15 protein-coding genes and 1 pseudogene are annotated in these 15,667 nt (G+C 61.1%); 5 read left to right on the top strand and 11 right to left on the bottom strand.

Going from position 1 to position 15,667, the window contains the following annotated elements; all coding sequences use genetic code 11:
• Window positions 1-5: 5 nt before the first annotated feature.
• From SZ64_RS04960 to SZ64_RS04945, 4 genes and pseudogenes are all read right to left on the bottom strand, one after another.
• A pseudogene (locus SZ64_RS04960) lies at window positions 6-620 on the bottom strand (NADH-quinone oxidoreductase subunit C); the annotation flags it as partial.
• Between the two features lie 2 nt (window positions 621-622).
• Window positions 623-1,177, bottom strand: coding sequence for an NADH-quinone oxidoreductase subunit B (locus SZ64_RS04955; RefSeq protein WP_054529803.1), 555 nt, complete (start codon window positions 1,175-1,177; stop codon window positions 623-625).
• The gene (locus tag SZ64_RS04950) at window positions 1,168-1,542 is read right to left on the bottom strand and encodes an NADH-quinone oxidoreductase subunit A (RefSeq protein WP_054529802.1); all 375 of its coding nucleotides are present in this window, start codon (window positions 1,540-1,542) and stop codon (window positions 1,168-1,170) included. The genes SZ64_RS04955 and SZ64_RS04950 overlap by 10 nt, the downstream gene beginning before the upstream one ends.
• Window positions 1,543-1,689: 147 nt before the next feature.
• Window positions 1,690-3,072 (bottom strand): coniferyl aldehyde dehydrogenase, encoded by a 1,383-nt coding sequence (locus tag SZ64_RS04945; protein WP_241773089.1) that lies wholly within the window; start codon window positions 3,070-3,072, stop codon window positions 1,690-1,692.
• Window positions 3,073-3,240: 168 nt separating this feature from the next.
• Here SZ64_RS04945 and SZ64_RS04940 point away from each other — a divergent pair, with 168 nt between their 5' ends.
• Together SZ64_RS04940 and SZ64_RS04935 are read left to right on the top strand one after the other, a co-directional pair.
• Complete coding sequence (locus tag SZ64_RS04940) at window positions 3,241-4,437, top strand: acetyl-CoA C-acyltransferase (RefSeq protein ID WP_054529801.1); 1,197 nt, start codon at window positions 3,241-3,243, stop codon at window positions 4,435-4,437.
• Window positions 4,438-4,529: 92 nt separating this feature from the next.
• Window positions 4,530-4,904 (top strand): hypothetical protein, encoded by a 375-nt coding sequence (locus SZ64_RS04935; protein WP_156313522.1) that lies wholly within the window; start codon window positions 4,530-4,532, stop codon window positions 4,902-4,904.
• A gap of 24 nt (window positions 4,905-4,928) precedes the next feature.
• Here SZ64_RS04935 and SZ64_RS04930 read toward each other — a convergent pair whose 3' ends face one another.
• Complete coding sequence (locus SZ64_RS04930) at window positions 4,929-5,399, bottom strand: SH3 domain-containing protein (RefSeq protein ID WP_054529799.1); 471 nt, start codon at window positions 5,397-5,399, stop codon at window positions 4,929-4,931.
• An 88-nt stretch (window positions 5,400-5,487) separates the two neighbouring features.
• Here SZ64_RS04930 and SZ64_RS04925 point away from each other — a divergent pair, with 88 nt between their 5' ends.
• From SZ64_RS04925 to SZ64_RS04915, 3 genes are all read left to right on the top strand, one after another.
• On the top strand, window positions 5,488-6,516 hold the full coding sequence (locus SZ64_RS04925; RefSeq protein WP_054529798.1) for a D-glycerate dehydrogenase: 1,029 nt from the start codon (window positions 5,488-5,490) through the stop codon (window positions 6,514-6,516).
• 144 nt (window positions 6,517-6,660) lie between these two features.
• Window positions 6,661-7,959, top strand: coding sequence for an ammonium transporter (locus SZ64_RS04920; RefSeq protein ID WP_054529797.1), 1,299 nt, complete (start codon window positions 6,661-6,663; stop codon window positions 7,957-7,959).
• A gap of 39 nt (window positions 7,960-7,998) precedes the next feature.
• Window positions 7,999-8,394, top strand: coding sequence for a cupin domain-containing protein (locus SZ64_RS04915; protein ID WP_054529796.1), 396 nt, complete (start codon window positions 7,999-8,001; stop codon window positions 8,392-8,394).
• Here SZ64_RS04915 and SZ64_RS04910 read toward each other — a convergent pair.
• The 6 genes from SZ64_RS04910 to SZ64_RS04885 all read right to left on the bottom strand — a co-directional run bounded on the left by SZ64_RS04910 (window position 8,384) and on the right by SZ64_RS04885 (window position 15,641).
• On the bottom strand, window positions 8,384-9,100 hold the full coding sequence (locus SZ64_RS04910) for an alpha/beta hydrolase (RefSeq protein WP_054529795.1): 717 nt from the start codon (window positions 9,098-9,100) through the stop codon (window positions 8,384-8,386). The two genes, SZ64_RS04915 and SZ64_RS04910, sit on opposite strands and share 11 nt — an antisense overlap.
• Before the next feature lie 19 nt (window positions 9,101-9,119).
• Window positions 9,120-10,526 (bottom strand): nitronate monooxygenase, encoded by a 1,407-nt coding sequence (locus SZ64_RS04905; RefSeq protein WP_054529794.1) that lies wholly within the window; start codon window positions 10,524-10,526, stop codon window positions 9,120-9,122.
• 27 nt (window positions 10,527-10,553) lie between these two features.
• On the bottom strand, window positions 10,554-11,267 hold the full coding sequence (locus tag SZ64_RS04900) for a methyltransferase domain-containing protein (RefSeq protein WP_054532091.1): 714 nt from the start codon (window positions 11,265-11,267) through the stop codon (window positions 10,554-10,556).
• A gap of 29 nt (window positions 11,268-11,296) precedes the next feature.
• Window positions 11,297-12,424 (bottom strand): peptide chain release factor 2, encoded by a 1,128-nt coding sequence (gene prfB, locus SZ64_RS04895; RefSeq protein WP_054529793.1) that lies wholly within the window; start codon window positions 12,422-12,424, stop codon window positions 11,297-11,299.
• A 100-nt stretch (window positions 12,425-12,524) separates the two neighbouring features.
• Window positions 12,525-13,073, bottom strand: coding sequence for a redoxin domain-containing protein (locus tag SZ64_RS04890; RefSeq protein ID WP_054529792.1), 549 nt, complete (start codon window positions 13,071-13,073; stop codon window positions 12,525-12,527).
• Window positions 13,074-13,112: 39 nt separating this feature from the next.
• Window positions 13,113-15,641, bottom strand: a complete 2,529-nt coding sequence (locus tag SZ64_RS04885; protein WP_054529791.1) for a transglycosylase domain-containing protein — start codon at window positions 15,639-15,641, stop codon at window positions 13,113-13,115.
• Window positions 15,642-15,667 lie beyond the last annotated feature (26 nt).

The raw sequence follows: 15,667 nt of genomic DNA, 5'->3' as shown, positions 1-15,667 counted from the left end.
CCTTCGGCTTTCTCATCGCCCGGCAAAACGTATTTCGCGCCTTCCCAGGGGCTCATGAAATCGAATTGCCGCAAATCCTGCGCCAGCTCGACCGGTTCGTAAACAACGCGCTTTTCCTCTTCGGAATAACGCAGTTCCTGATAGCCGGTGAGCGGGAAGTCCTTGCGGAAAGGATGCCCTTCGAAGCCGTAATCGGTGAGGATGCGGCGAAGGTCGGTATTGCCGTCGAACAACACCCCATACATGTCGAACACTTCGCGTTCGAGCCATCCTGCATTCGGCCAAAGCGTCGTCACGGTCGGCACCGGAGTGTTCTCGGCCGCGCGGCACTTCACCAGAATGCGGTGGTTCTTCGTTACAGACAACAGCATGTAGACGACCTCGAACCGCTCCTCACGGCTCGGATAGTCGACACCGGCAATTTCCATCAGCTGCTGGTATTCATGACCATCGCGCAGCAGGCGAAGGGCGTCTTCCACTTTCTCGCGCACCACGGAAAGCACGATTTCGCCATGCTCTTCCTTCGCGTGGATGAGCATATCGCCCAGCGCGCCAGCCAGCGTGTCGGCAATCCCGTCGATCTGGGCGATCTTCGGGGCTGAATGCAGGACCTTTGCCATCCTTACCTCTCGATCGTGCCGACGCGGCGGATCTTACGCTGCAGTTGCATCACGCCGTAAAGCAGCGCCTCGGCAGTCGGTGGGCAGCCCGGGACGTAGATGTCCACCGGCACAATGCGATCGCAGCCACGCACCACCGAATAGGAATAATGGTAATAACCGCCGCCATTGGCGCAGCTGCCCATCGAAATCACATATTTGGGTTCCGACATCTGGTCGTAAACCTTGCGCAGCGCCGGTGCCATCTTGTTGCACAGCGTGCCGGCCACGATCATCACGTCGCTCTGGCGCGGGGAGGCGCGAGGTGCGGCACCGAACCGCTCCATGTCATAGCGCGGCATGTTCACGTGGATCATTTCCACGGCGCAACAGGCCAAACCGAAGGTCATCCACCACAGCGAGCCTGTACGGGCCCACTGGAACAATTCTTCCGTCGACGTAACAAGGAAGCCCTTGTCGCTGACTTCAGCATTCAGGCTATCGAAGAAGGCCTGATCCGGCGCGGTCATCGCGCCTGCATTGGCCAGTCCCGCCTTTTGGGGTTCGATCACTCCCATTCCAGCGCTCCCTTCTTCCACGCATAGGCAAAGCCGATCACAAGTTCTCCCAGGAACACCATCATCGTGATCCAGCCCGGCCAGCCCGTCACATCCAGGCTGACAGCCCAGGGAAACAGGAACGCCGCTTCAAGGTCGAAGATGATGAACAGGATCGCCACCAGATAGAAGCGCACGTCAAACTGGCTTCGCGGATCTTCGAACGCGGGGAAGCCGCATTCATATTCGCTAAGCTTTTCCGCATCGGGATTATGCGCCCCGGTAAGCCGCGCGACCCCCATGGGAAGGAACACGAAGGCAGCCGACAGACCCAGCGCGATGGCAAGGAAAATCAGGATCGGCAGATATTGAGACAGATCGACCACGGACGATTCCCGTAAAGCGGAGACAGTTAGAGTCGGCCCGCCTCTAGGCCTTGCCCAAGCAGGGTGCAAGGCCGGAGCGGGCCAAATTCGGGTTGAAATCAGCCATCCTTCCCCAGCCTTGGACGCGAGGCGCGGCTTCCCGCCTGTTCATTTGCGCAACAACATCTTTAGCGCCCGCCTCGTTGCGGCCCCATATGGCGGCTTGAGACCTGACAAGGCTGCTACATCCCATCGGGGCTGCCGATAGATCGCCCGCGTATGGCTGAATGCATGAAAGCCTTCCGGGCCGTGATAATTGCCCATACCCGAAGGACCGATGCCGCCAAACGGCAGATCGTCCTGCGCGATATGCAGGATCACATCGTTCACGGTCACGCCGCCGGATATAGTTCTGGCAAGCACCTGCTCTTGCTCAGCCCTATCCTCGCCGAAATAATAGAGTCCCAGAGGACGGTCATGCGCGTTGACATAGGCGATGGCTTCATCAGTGGAACGATAAGTCATCACCGGCAGGACCGGGCCGAAGATTTCCTGCTGCATCACTTCCATGTCATCGTTCACATTGCGCAGGATGGTCGGCGGTAATTTGCGGTCATTGCCGCCCGAAAAATCTTCTTCCGCAGGATTGACCACGATTGCTTCAGCGCCTTTCGCGGCGGCATCCGCGATCAGCCCTTCAAGGCGCTGAAAGTGCTGGTCATTGACGATAGTGGTGTAATCCTCATTCGCCAGGATTGTCGGATAAAGCGCCCCGACGCACCCTGCGAGCACAGCGATGAAATCCTCTTCCCGCTCTTCGGGCACCAGCAGATAATCCGGGGCGAGACAGACCTGCCCGGCGTTCATAAGCTTGCCGATGGCGATCCGTTCGGCCGCACGCTTTATATCCGCGCTACGCCCCAGAAAAACCGGTGATTTACCGCCCAGTTCCAGCGTAACCGGCACAAGGTTACTGGCGGCCGCCTCCATCACCTTGCGCCCGGTTGCTGTCGAACCAGTGAAAACCAGGTGGTCGAACGGCTTTGTGGTAAATGCCGCGGCCACGTCAGGCCCACCTGTCACAACCGCGGCTTCTTCGGGGGCAAAGTATCGCGCGACAAGGTCTGCCATCAATCCTGAAGTGCGTTCGGTGAACTCGCTGGGCTTCAGCATCACGCGGTTGCCCGCGGCAAAAGCCTGGATCATCGGTCCGAAGCTAAGACCGACCGGAAAGTTCCATGGTGAAATTACGCCAACGACACCCTTGGGCTCATGTCGAACCTCTGCCCTTCCCCCGATAAGTCCCAACGGAAAGGTTGCCTTGCGCCGCTCCGGCCGAGTCCAGCGCTTCAGGTTTTTGAGGCAATATTTGCCGAGGCTGACGGCAGGCAGCATGTCGGTGAGCATGGAAAGGTCGCGGCTGCGATTGCCGAAATCGGCGCTCATCGCTGCAGCGAGTTCGTCGCCATGATCCACCAGCAAGGCAATCGCGCGCCTGATCCGGTCCGCCCTCACCCCGAGTGATTCTGGCCGCTTCGCCTCGAAATCCATGCGCTGCAACTTCAGCAAGTCGGTGATTTCATGGTCTTGCAATGAGTTCATCGCGCCAAACCCCCAGGCCACGGTCAATCAGCCAGCTGAATGATTTGATTCCGCCGCACTGCAACATTACATCGTTAAATGTCCTCGTCTTCTTAAGCGAAAGGCCGATATTCTGCCATGTCCGAGTTTTCTGCCAACGATCCGATCGTCATCCTTTCCTATGCGCGCACGCCGATGGGCGGGATGCAGGGCGCCCTGTCAGATGTTTCAGCAACTGACCTCGGCGCAACGGCCGTAAAGGCGGCTGTCGAACGCGCCGGCGTGGCGGGCGAAGATATTGAACGCCTCTACATGGGCTGCGTGCTGCCTGCGGGCCTTGGGCAGGCGCCAGCACGTCAGGCGGCCCTGAAGGCCGGCCTGCCCAAGTCCGTTCAGGCCACCACTGTCAACAAGGTCTGTGGCTCCGGTATGCAAACCGTGATCATGGGGTCCGAGGCTCTCGCTGCGGGCAGCGTGGACGTGATCGTCGCTGGCGGGATGGAGAGCATGACCAATGCCCCGTACCTGCTTAAGAAGCACCGCTCCGGCGCACGCCTCGGCCACGATACCGCCTATGACCACATGTTCCTCGATGGTCTGGAAGACGCCTATGAAGCGGGTGCCGCCATGGGCAGCTTCGCGCAGGACACGGCGAATGAGTACCAGCTCACCCGCGAAGCAATGGACGATTATTCGATTGAAAGCCTGCGCCGCGCCAATGCCGCCATCGCCAGCGGCGCCTTTGCCGGTGAAGTTGTTCCGGTAACCTACTCCACCCGCGCCGGCGAGGTGACCGTGGATATTGACGAACAGCCCGGTAAGGGCCGCCCGGAGAAGATCCCGCAACTGCGCCCAGCATTCGCCAAGGACGGCACGATTACGGCAGCAACGTCCAGTTCAATTTCCGATGGCGCCGCCGCTGTGGTTCTGACCCGCGAGAGCGTCGCGAAGGCCAAGGGCCTTGCCCCGGTCGCCAAGGTTGTCTCCATGGCGGCCCATGCCCATGATCCGCGCCTGTTCACCACTGCGCCTGTCGGTGCGATCCAGAAGGCGCTCGACAAGGCCGGCTGGACGATCGACGACGTCGATCTGTTCGAAGTGAACGAAGCCTTTGCTTGTGTCGCCATGTTCGCCATGCACGATCTGGGCATCCCGCATGACAAGATCAACGTGAATGGCGGCGCCACGGCCCTTGGCCACCCCATCGGCGCCAGCGGCACACGCATCATCGTGACCCTGCTCAATGCCCTGAAAAGCCAAGGGAAGAAGCGCGGCATCGCTTCGCTTTGCATCGGCGGCGGCGAGGGCACGGCAGTGGCAATTGAGTTGATCTGACCCCAATCGGGGGAGAACTTCGGCGCGGGCTGCGCCAAAGCAGACGATTTATGTTAATTTGCCGGTCTCTTTGAAAAAAGGGAGAGGCAATAATGAGAAAAATCGCGTTGCTTTGCGTGGCCTTCGTCTTGGCCGCTTGTTCCGGGACCGATGGCGAAAGTCAGACTTCGGCCCCGGAAACGCCTAAAACACCCGAAGAAGCTGCATTGGGGACTTATGAAGTCACTCAGGCGGACGGAACCAAGATGACCTCCGTCATTTCCGCAGACCGGACCTACACCGATGCCATTCGCGGCGAAGTCGTCGAATGGGGAAGCTGGGAAATCAAGGACGGGAAGACCTGTTTCATGCCTGAAACAGAAGGCAAGGAGCCGGCCTGTTATACCGACAGCGAACCGGACGCAGACGGAGCCTTCACCTCGACACCGGACGATGGTGACCCGGTGCAGGTGCGCAAGCTCAGCTAGATTCCGCCTGATCTAACGAAAGGCTCAGGGTTCGCCGGCACCCCAAAGGCGCTGCTGGCGGACCCACCCTTTGCGGCCATCGACATCCAGTTCGCACCAGCCACCGTCGCAATCACCCAGAGTTCCCACAACGCCGGGCTCTGCGTTCCAGAGCAAGGCGCCATTATCGCTCGGCCCGTCGCGCATCGGGGCAAGGCCTTTGCCAATTACCAGCGCGGTGCGTTCCGGGCTGAGCAAGCGGGCAACCACCCAGCCCTGCGCTCCATCGGGATCGCGGATCAGACGCCAGCCTTCCTTGATCCGGATGACCTTCACCGGGAGCTGAACCCGGCGATAGACCCAGTCGATCTGATACTCCTCGCTTGGCCCAACACGCATGTTGACCTCTTTCGATCGCATGGATGCCCAATAGGGCACATCCCTGTCCTGCGCGGCGGCCGGAACGGCAAGTGCGGTGAAAAAGGCAATCGAGGCAAGTCTGGCGAGGAATCGCATTCACCGTCCATAACCCCCGTCGCCGTAACGCTTCAAGCGTGCAAACGGGTGCTTGACCGTCCCACTATGGGCGCATAGCGCGCTAAGCATGACCGACAGCACTTCTTCAGCAGCCTCGCCCGACTCCCCTCGCCGCGTTGGCGGCAAGCCGCGCGTAATCGTCACCCGCCATCTGCCCGGTGTTGAACCGCGCATGGCCGAACTGTTCGACGCCGTGCTCAACCCGGAAGATCGCCAGTTCACGCGTGACGAATTGATCGCCGCGATGCAAGATTGCGATGTGCTGGTGCCCTGCGTTACCGACAAGATCGATGCGGCAATGATTGAGGCAGCGGGTGACCGGATGGGCCTGATCGCCAATTTCGGCGCCGGGGTGGACCATCTGGATCTCCATGCCTGCCAGTCTCGCAAGATCATGGTCACCAATACGCCGGGTGTGTTCACCGAAGATACGGCGGACATCACCATGGCGCTGATCCTGTGTGCGTCGCGTCGCCTGTCCGAAGGTGTCCGCATGGTTGCGGCCAATGAATGGCCCGGCTGGTCCCCCTCGCATATGCTGGGCCGTACCCTGCGCGGCAAGGTTCTGGGCATTGTCGGCATGGGTCGCATCGGCCAGGCACTGGCTCACCGCGCCCGCGCCTTCGGCATGCAGGTGGTGTACAATAACCGCCGCCGCCTGCCCGATGCGCTGGAAACGATCCTTGGCGCCGAGTTCGAACCCGATCTGGACCGAGTGATTTCCGCCTCGGACTATCTCTCGCTCAATTGCCCGGTCACTGCGGAAACCAAGGGCATGCTCAATGCCCAGCGCATCGCGGCAATGAAGCCCGGTTCCTTCGTGATCAATAGCGGCCGTGGCGACCTGATCGACGAGGACGCCCTGATCGACGCTCTGCGCAGCGGCCATCTGGGCGGCGCTGGACTGGACGTGTTCCTCAATGAACCGAATATCGATCCACGCTTCGTCGATCTGCCCAATGTCGTGGCCCTGCCCCATCTTGGCAGCGCGACGCTGGAAGGCCGGACCGCCGCGGGCGAAAAGATCATCCGCAATATCCAGAGCTGGGCCGACGGCCATTCCCCGCCGGACCGGGTCGTGGTTGGCCTCGGCTAGGGCCCGCAAACCGGCGTGCCGCCCGATAGCGGCACACATCCGCAATTTTGTGGCTCCGGCGCTTGAATGCCGGACAAATTCCGTCCTAGACGGCGACGCGTAAGGCAAGCCCACAGGGATGGGCGCAGGGGGAGTACCAAAAGGATGATCCGCAAACTTCTTGCGGGGATGGCACTGGCCGTCCTTCCGGCAGCAGCTTTCGCTCAGGATCCCTATGCGGCGGCTGGTGACAGTGGCGATACGGCTTGGATCCTCGTTTCCTCCGCCCTCGTCCTTCTCATGTGCCTGCCCGGCCTCAGCCTTTTCTATGGCGGCCTCGTTCGCGCCAAGAACTTCCTTTCCGTCGCGCTTCAGTGTGGCGCCGTGGCCGCCGTTGCCTCGCTGCTGTGGGTCGTTGCCGGCTACACGCTGGCATTCGGCAATGTCACCAATGGCTGGATCGGCGCGGGCAATGCCTGGATGCTGATCGATCTCGGCAATGTCCGCGAGGGCCTGTCGATCCCCGAAAGCACTTTCGCGCTGTTCCAGCTTACCTTTGCCGCCATCACACCTGCCCTGATGGTCGGCGCGTGGGTCGACCGCGCCCGTTTCGGCTGGGTGGTTGGCTTCTGCGCCTTGTGGAGCCTCGTGGTCTATGCGCCAGCGGCCCACTGGATCTGGGGCGGCGGCTGGCTGGCTTCGACCATGGGCACGCTGGATTTTGCGGGCGGGATCGTGGTCCACACAACGGCGGGCATTTCCGCGCTGGTCATCGCGCTGCTGCTGGGCAAGCGGCAGGGCTTCCCCGGCACGGCCATGCTGCCTCATGCCCCCGGCCTGACCATGATCGGTGCCATGTTGCTGTGGGTCGGCTGGTTCGGCTTCAATGGCGGCTCCGCCCTTACGGCAACCGATGACGCATCCACGGCCATCATCAACACCCATGTCTCGGCTTCGGCCGCCGCGCTGGTCTGGGTGCTGATCGAACGATACACATTCGGCAAGCCTACCAGCGTGGGCTTTGCCACCGGCGCCATTGCCGGCCTGGCGACGATCACGCCTGCGGCGGGCTTCGTCTCGCCCGGTGCCGCGATCCTCTTCGGCGTTCTGGCAGCCGTGGTCTGCTATGGTGCAATCCACCTCACCAAGCTGAAGCTCAAGATCGACGATTCGCTCGACGTATTCGCCGTTCACGGTGTCGGCGGCATGCTCGGATCGCTGTTGCTCGGCATTTTCATCTCGCCCGCGCTGGGCGGCACTGGCTTCCCGGAAGGGCTGAACTTGGTGACGATGATTTCCGCACAGGTCGTGGGCGTAGTCGCCGTGGCGATCTGGTCTGCCATCGCCACGGTCCTGCTCGCGCTGGGCGTCTCGTTCCTGCTGCCGATGCGTGTCGGCCCGGAAGAGGAAACCGAAGGCCTGGACATTACAAGCCATGGCGAACGGGGGTGGGAATTCGACTGATCCTGCCTATCTTGAACCTGGAAACTCAGGAGGTTCAAGATGAAGGGATTTGTCGACGACATCGAGAAACTGACGCTGGAAAACCAAGATTTCCGGCGCGTCCTCTATACCGGCCATAACCTTCAACTGGTGGTGATGACGATCCGTCCGGGCGAGGAAATCGGCTTGGAAGTCCATGACGACCGTGACCAGTTCTTCCGTATTGAATCCGGCAAGGGAACCATCACCATCGACGGAGTGGCGCATGAGGTTGAGGATGATGACGGGATCATCGTTCCTCAGGGCGCTGAACATAATGTGGCCTGCCGAGGTGAAGAGCCGCTGAAACTGTACACCATCTACGGTCCGCCCGAGCATCGCGACGGCACAGTTCACAAGACCTGCGACGATGCCCATGCGGACCATGAGCATTTTGACGGGAAGACTACCGAATAGGGTCTTTGGGCAAATTGGCGGCAAGTAGTTCGACAACCTGACGGACACCGTCTGCCGTACCGCCATAGCCGAAATGGGTCACATCGAGTTCAACCGCCAGATCGGATTCCTCAGGCAATCCGCGTGCCGCCCGCTTGCTGACGATGCCGTCATGGGCTGACCATACGGCTATCGTCGGCACGGGCGGCTTCGACACGAATTCCGGATCTTCCGGTATTTCGTCCACCGTGTGATCGTTGATGAGATTGTAGAGTTTCCACGCTCGGTTGCTGTGGCGATTTCCGGAAAACGGGCTACCCAGTGTGACGACCTGCGCGACGAGATCCGGAATACGATGGGCCAGCGCCCGGGCGAAGATTCCGCCAAGGCTCCACCCCAATAGTATAACCTTGCGCCCTTCCTGCCCGGCAATGGCCGCAATGCGGGCCTCAAGCGCTTCAAGCAAGCCTGGCCGCAGACCAAGGTTAAACCCTTGATCCCAGCCATGTGCGTGGAAACCCGCCCGGTCGAGCGAGCGGCGCAGCAACGCAGTGGAAAGATCGTCCGTCGTGAATCCGGGCAGAACCATGACTGGCCAGCCCTTGCCCTCGCCCACGCAGTCCACCGCTTCACGCAGAGGGCTGAGACCAAGCGGAACAACGGCAGCCGCCTCGTTCAGCAATCGCCAGAACGGCGGAAGCTGGGCGTCATCGGCGCCACCATCCACGCTGTAGTGCCTTTCCGCCTCAGTCCCCGGTCAGGATACGGTCGACCAGTTCCTTCACCGTCGGGGTGAAGTTGTTGGAATAGAACGGATCCTGCTTGAACCGATAGGCCGCGTGGCCAGCGAACATCAGGTTGCGATCCACCTCACCGCCATGGGCGATATCCTGCAAGGTCTTCTGGATACAGAAGCTACGCGGATCGGCCAGACGGCCAGTGGTGTAATCGTCATGGTCTTTCCATGCCGAGAAACCGCAATGCGACAGGCAGCCCATGCAATCGGCTTGATCCTGCCTGATTTCGTTCCGCTCTTCAGGTCCGACGAACACGACCGTATCGTCCGGCGTCTTGAGCGCTTCGGTGAAGCCCTGCGACGCCCAAATCCGGGCACGCTCCAGATCCTTGGGCGCGACCCAGAAATTCTTGCCCTTCACGCCAACATCGAGTTGCACCGTGTGCTCACCCGCTTCGACGCGCGAATAGGGGATCTGGCGTTCAGACCGGGCTTCGAGGTTCAGCAGGAAGGGGTTCTTCACTGCCGAGCTGTAGAAGCCGGTGGGAGAAAACTTGTGCAGCAGCACATCACCCGGCTCCAGCGTGCGCAGTGCATCCTTCCACTGCTGCGGGATCGGGCTTTCATGCGTCAGAAGCGGACGCGTGCCGTACTGGAAAGCAATGCTGCCCAGTTCGGGATTGTCGATCCAGTCGTTCCATTCGCGAAGGAACCACACACCGCCGGCCATGATGATCGGCACATCGTCCGAAATGCCTTCCGCGCGCATGGTTTCGCGCAGCAGCTTTACGCGGGGATAGGGATCTTCCGGCTTGGTCGGGTCTTCGGCATTCGACAGGCCGTTATGCCCGCCGGCCAGCCAGGGATCTTCATAGACCACCGCAGCCATCAGTTCGCTGACCTTGCTGTAGGAACGCTTCCACAGTGCGCGGAATGCACGTGCAGAACTGATGATCGGCAGGTAATTGACGTTGAAGCGCGCGGCGATCTCGGCCAGCTTATAGGGCATGCCAGCGCCGCAGGTGACGCCCGTCACAAGCCCGCGGGTCTTTTCCAGCACGCCTTCCAGAACGGCCTGAGCGCCGCCCATTTCCCACAACACGTTGATGTTGATCGCGCCCTTGCCGCTGGCAACGTCATAAGCGCGGCGCACCTGTTCGACCGCGCCGTCAATCGCATAGCGGATCAGCTGCTCGTGCCGTTCGACGCGCGTGCGCTGCGGATAGAGCTGGGGGATGATGTTGCCGTCCATGTCATAGGAATCGGCGTTCACCGCGCTCACCGTCCCGATGCCGCCCGCAGCAGCCCACGCCCCCGAAGATGCGTGGTTCGTGGCGGAAACGCCCTTGCCGCCTTCGATCAACGGCCAGACTTCCCGGCCGCCATAGTTGATCGGCCGCAACCCTTTGAAGCTCATGTACGTTCCTAAATTAACCGCGCCAACTCACGAGGGGCTCTTTTCGTCCTTCTCCCCCGGCTGGCCGCAGGGTTCTATATCATATGGTTCGGGCCTGTCGCCCACCGCTTCGAATTGCGCGTAATAACCAGCAAGTTCGGGCTTACGAACAAATTCGACGAGGCGAAAGCCCACATGGTCAAATTCACAGAATAACAGTTTGGGCGCGATGCCGTGTTGATCTGCCGGACGATCCCGGTCGACCACGATCACCTGCGCACCGGGGCGAAGTGACGGGCGCAGACGCCACAGAAAGGCGTAAGGCTCCGAAACTTCGTGATACATGTGGATCAGGAACACTCGGTCAAAGCTGTTTTCAGGCAGTCGCGGATCGTCTTCCGCACCCAGCTTGATGGAGACATTATCCAGCCTCTCACGCTCGACACGAATGCCGAGGCGCTTGATCGCGGATTCGTCAATGTCCTGTGCCAGCACACGGCCGCGCGCGCCCACCTTCGCAGCAAGGCGCACTGTATAATAGCCTTCGCCCGCGCCAATGTCGGCCACGGTCATGCCCGGCTTGATATTGGCCAGTTCCATCACGGTCTGCGCCTCGCGCCGGTCATCGCGCGCCTGCTCGGAAGAAACACTGTTGCCGCCAAGATTGGACACAGGCCGATAGGCACGCGGAAATTCGCGCGCAGTTTCGGGCCTGTCCTTATCCTCCTGCTTGAACAGGTTGCAGCCGCCCGCAAGCAGCAGAACCCCAAGGCAGAAGGCGGCGCGCAATCTCACTCAACATCCTCCACTTCGACGGCTTCGCCCGTCACTCGTTGGGCAAGCGCGGCGGAAATGAAATCGTCGATGTCACCGTCCAGCACGTCATCAGGCGCCGTGGAGGTCGTGCCGGTGCGCAAATCCTTCACCATCTGATAGGGCTGCAGCACGTAAGACCGGATCTGGTGGCCCCACCCGATGTCGGACTTGGAGGCATGCTCATTGCTGGCCGCCTCCTCACGCTTGCGCATCTCTTCCTCGAACATACGCGCACGCAGCATGTTCATGGCGATTTCGCGGTTCTTGTGCTGCGAACGGTCAACCTGACTGGCGACGATGATGCCCGAAGGCACGTGCGTGATACGCACGGCCGAGTCCGTGGTGTTGACGTGCTGGCCGCCCGCACCGGATGCACGATAGGTATCGATCCTGAGATCTGCCGGGTTGATCTCGATGTCGATATTGTCGTCAATCACCGGATAAACCCACACCGAGCTGAAGCTGGTGTGGCGGCGGGCGGAGCTGTCATAGGGGCTGATGCGGACCAGGCGGTGAACCCCGCTTTCGGTCTTGGCATAGCCATAAGCGTTTTCCCCCTTGATCAGCAGCGTCGCGCTCTTGATCCCGGCCTGTTCGCCAGCGTGGTAATCCACAAGCTCCACCTTGTAGCCATGACGTTCCGCCCAGCGCGTATACATGCGCTGGAGCATTTCCGCCCAGTCCTGGCTTTCAGTGCCGCCGGCACCGGCGTGGATTTCCAGATAGGTATCGTTGGCGTCTGCCTCACCCGAAAGCAGGGCTTGCACCTTGTCCGCGTCGGCGCGGGATGCGAGCTGCTTGAGAGCATCAAGCCCTTCGCGCACGACATCCTCGTCACCTTCCATCTCGCCAAGTTCGACGAATTCGACGGCATTGGCCATTTCGGCCGAAATCTCGTTCACCGTGCCAATGGAGGCTTCGAGCCGGCGGCGTTCGCGCATCACGCTCTCGGCGTTCTTCGGATCGTCCCACAGCGTCGGGTCTTCAACCCGCGCGTTCAGTTCGTCGAGCCGCCTCACGGCGCGATCCCAGTCGAGCGAGCGGCGCACAAGCGCCAGAGCAGCTTCGATCCGGTCAATTTGGGCCTGCCCTTCGGCACGCATGGCAATCTTACTCCGCTAATCCAGCGGTCCGCTTAGCGGAAGACTGCCGATTGTAAAGCTGCGCCGCCAGAACTTGGCGGCGCCCTGCCATAAAGGCAGCTCAGCGCCCCTTGAGTTCCTTCACCTTGGCGAGCGTCAGGTTGACATGTTCCCGCCAGTCGAGATCGGAATGGGCGAACTTCACCTTGCCGTCCTTGCCGATCACATAGCTGGTGCGGTCGGAAAGGCCAGTATCCTGGCCGTTTCTGACGAACCCGACATCATAGGCCTTGATCACAGCCTTGCTGGCAGTCGCCACCGGGAACTTGTTGCGGCATTCTTCCTTCGAGAAACGCTTGAGGGTGGGCAGATCGTCAGCCGACATCCCCACCACCGTCGCACCCGCCTTGTGGAAATCCTCCATCGCTTCGGCAAATGCATTCGCTTCAAGCGTACAGCCTTGAGTGAAGGCCTTGGGGAAGAAATAGAGGACGACCGGCCCCTTCTTCAGCTCTTTCGAGAGGTCGAAGGTGAAACCCTTGCCTGCCAGAGCACCCTGCGTGACGAACGGCGGCGCCTTGCGGCCCTGGCTGAGTTCCGCAGAAGCCGCGCCGGGAAGCGCAAGGCAGGCTGCCATTACGGCCGTAGCGGCAAATTTGCGTGCGATCATCACCTGTTCTCCCCTGTGCGACGCGGCAAAGCTCTTACCTTAATAAAGGCCGCCCTGCTCTTCTGCGAAATTCTGCGGCTGGCCGGCCTCGGAACTGCCATCTGTAACGCCTTGCTGCGAGCCTTGTTCCCGCCTTCTGAGTTGGGCAATGATCAGGTCGCGCATTGCGTCGATCTCGTCCTGCAATGCGGCGCGGCGAGGCTCGGTGTCGGGCTTGAACGCCTCCCAGATCACGCTCGCCTTGGGATCGTCAGTCGGCCAGGCGCCGAACACGCGGCGGCCGGTAGCACGGTCGATCTTCACCATGCGGATACCTGCCGGGGCTTCGAACGGGCGCCCGGTCCAGCGATCACGGCTTTCCTTGACGAACTGCTTGAAGATCGGCGCCGCGATCGTGCCGCCCTGGGCATAACCACCCATGTTACGCGGCTTATCGAAGCCCATATAGACCCCGGCCACGATGTCGGGCGATCCACCCACGAACCAGACATTAGTCGGCCCGTTAGTGGTGCCCGTCTTGCCGAACAAAGGCATGTTGAGGTCGCGCAGGACCACTGCCGTCCCGCGTTGGACCACGCCTTCCAGCATATGCACCACCTGGAAAGCGGTGCGCGCATCCAGCACCTGTTTGCCCACCGGCTTCAGACGGGGCATCGCCTTGCCGTCCCATTGCGCCATATTGCAGCCGGTGCATTCACGCTGGTCCGCACGCCAGATCACCTTGCCGCGCCGATCCTGCACGAAGTCGATGGTGGTCTGGTTGAACTGCACGCCATGATTGACCAGCGCGGAATAGGCATTGACCATGCGCGCTACAGTCGTCTCGCCAGCGCCCAGCGAAACCGCAGGATAAGGTTCGTACTTGCCGATGCCCATCCGGTCGATCGTCTTGACCACATTGGGCATGCCTGAATCCATCGCGATATGCATGGTCATCAGGTTGCGCGACTGTTCGAGGCCCCAACGCATCGTATGTTCGCCGCCGCCACGAGAGCCGCCGAAGTTGCGGAAGCACTTCTCGCCCAGAGCAGCGCCCTGATAGTAACAATATTCCGCATCCGGCACCATCGTGGCCGGTGTCATCCCCTGATCCAGCCCAGTGGCGTAGACGAATGGCTTGATGGTCGAACCGGGCTGGCGCAGTGCCTGCGTGGCGCGGTTGAAGCTGTCGAGCCGGGGATCGAACCCGCCCTGCATTGCCAGGACGCGACCGGTATTGGGGTTCTCGGCCAGGAAGCCGCCGGAAATCTCCGGCACGCTGCGCACGCGCCAGCCATTGCCTTCCGGCGTGGCAGCAATCACGTCGCCTTCCTTCAGCTTGTCGGGCAGACCGACCAAAGGCGCTTCCTTGCCATCGGTGAAACCGATCCGGCCGGAACTACCCGAACGGGACGTCACCACCCCGACACGCCAGTTCAGATATTTGACTGACAGGAAGGAACTCTGGAGCTGTCCGCGCCAGTCACCCTTCGCCATGTCGATAGTTGCGATCGGGCCGCTCCAGCCTCTGGCCGACTGATAGCGCAGCAGGCCCGCACGCAAGGCATCGCTGCCCGCCTTCTGCAGTTCCGGATCAAGCGAAGTGCGCACCCACAGCCCGCCTGCATAGACGCTGTTCGGGCCATCCTTCGCCTGCTCGCCGAATTTGTCGATCAACTGGCGGCGCACGTCTTCCATGAAATAGCCGGCATCGACCGTGGTATATTCCGGCCGCTGAGTGACGAGGCCCAACGGCTGCGCCTTGGCGGCATCGGCCTGGGCGCGCGAGATGAAGTCGTTCTCCACCATCTCGTCCAGCACCCAGTTGCGGCGCTCGATCGCCGTGTCGTGATATTGCGGGCGGCCATAGCGTTCAGGTGCCTTGGGCAGGATCGCCAGGAAGGCAGCCTCGTGGAGCTGCAACTCGTTCACGTCCTTGCCGAAGTAAGCGCGCGAAGCGGCCTGCACACCAAAGCTGCGTCGGCCAAGGGGAATTTCGTTGAGGTAGAGTTCAAGAATCTGCTGCTTGGTCAGCACCCCTTCGATGCGGCGGGCGAGCAGCATTTCCTTCAGCTTGCGGGTGATCGAATATTCGTCCCCCACAAGGATGTTCTTGGCCACCTGCTGCGTGATGGTCGAACCACCCTTCGCGCGTTGGCCGCTGCCGATCTTGCTGACATAGTCGAACACCGCCCCGGCAAAACCGGTGATGTCCACGCCGCCATGCGTCCAGAACGTCTTGTCCTCGGCCGCGAGATAGGCGTTGATCAGCGGCTTGGGAAAATCGCGGAACTGCAATTGCACCCGTCGCTCGCGCGCATAGGAATCGACGATCTCACCGTCGATCCCGCGCACCATGGTGGGCAGCGGCGGTTCGTATTCCAGCAGCATCTTGGCGTCGGGCAGATTGCGCGCCAGCAGCAGCCAGATAAGCAGCCACAGCAGCAGCAGGGCGCCAATGGCCATGGTGGCCCAGCGGAATGCACGGCTCTGGCGCCAGTTTTCGCGCCACCAGGTCAGCACGCTGTGCGCTTCGCGGCGGATCCGGTAATGGATCGATTGCGGGGCGGATTGATCGGTCTCGCTCATGGTTGCGGGCGCCTTAGCACGGCGTG

Source organism: Erythrobacter sp. SG61-1L (genome assembly GCF_001305965.1).
Taxonomy (GTDB): domain Bacteria; phylum Pseudomonadota; class Alphaproteobacteria; order Sphingomonadales; family Sphingomonadaceae; genus Andeanibacterium.
Note: the sequence above shows the minus strand (reverse complement) of the source record. Positions and strands in the feature narration are given on the sequence as shown.

Coding starts and splice junctions, on each gene's coding strand:
- SZ64_RS04955 (WP_054529803.1), bottom strand. CDS start 1,177: ATGGGAGTGATCGAACCCCAAAAGGCGGGACTGGCCAATGCAGGCGCG.
- SZ64_RS04945 (WP_241773089.1), bottom strand. CDS start 3,072: ATGGATTTCGAGGCGAAGCGGCCAGAATCACTCGGGGTGAGGGCGGAC.
- SZ64_RS04940 (WP_054529801.1), top strand. CDS start 3,241: ATGTCCGAGTTTTCTGCCAACGATCCGATCGTCATCCTTTCCTATGCG.
- SZ64_RS04935 (WP_156313522.1), top strand. CDS start 4,530: ATGAGAAAAATCGCGTTGCTTTGCGTGGCCTTCGTCTTGGCCGCTTGT.
- SZ64_RS04930 (WP_054529799.1), bottom strand. CDS start 5,399: ATGCGATTCCTCGCCAGACTTGCCTCGATTGCCTTTTTCACCGCACTT.
- SZ64_RS04925 (WP_054529798.1), top strand. CDS start 5,488: ATGACCGACAGCACTTCTTCAGCAGCCTCGCCCGACTCCCCTCGCCGC.
- SZ64_RS04920 (WP_054529797.1), top strand. CDS start 6,661: ATGATCCGCAAACTTCTTGCGGGGATGGCACTGGCCGTCCTTCCGGCA.
- SZ64_RS04915 (WP_054529796.1), top strand. CDS start 7,999: ATGAAGGGATTTGTCGACGACATCGAGAAACTGACGCTGGAAAACCAA.
- SZ64_RS04905 (WP_054529794.1), bottom strand. CDS start 10,526: ATGAGCTTCAAAGGGTTGCGGCCGATCAACTATGGCGGCCGGGAAGTC.
- prfB (WP_054529793.1), bottom strand. CDS start 12,424: ATGCGTGCCGAAGGGCAGGCCCAAATTGACCGGATCGAAGCTGCTCTG.
- SZ64_RS04890 (WP_054529792.1), bottom strand. CDS start 13,073: ATGATCGCACGCAAATTTGCCGCTACGGCCGTAATGGCAGCCTGCCTT.
- SZ64_RS04885 (WP_054529791.1), bottom strand. CDS start 15,641: ATGAGCGAGACCGATCAATCCGCCCCGCAATCGATCCATTACCGGATC.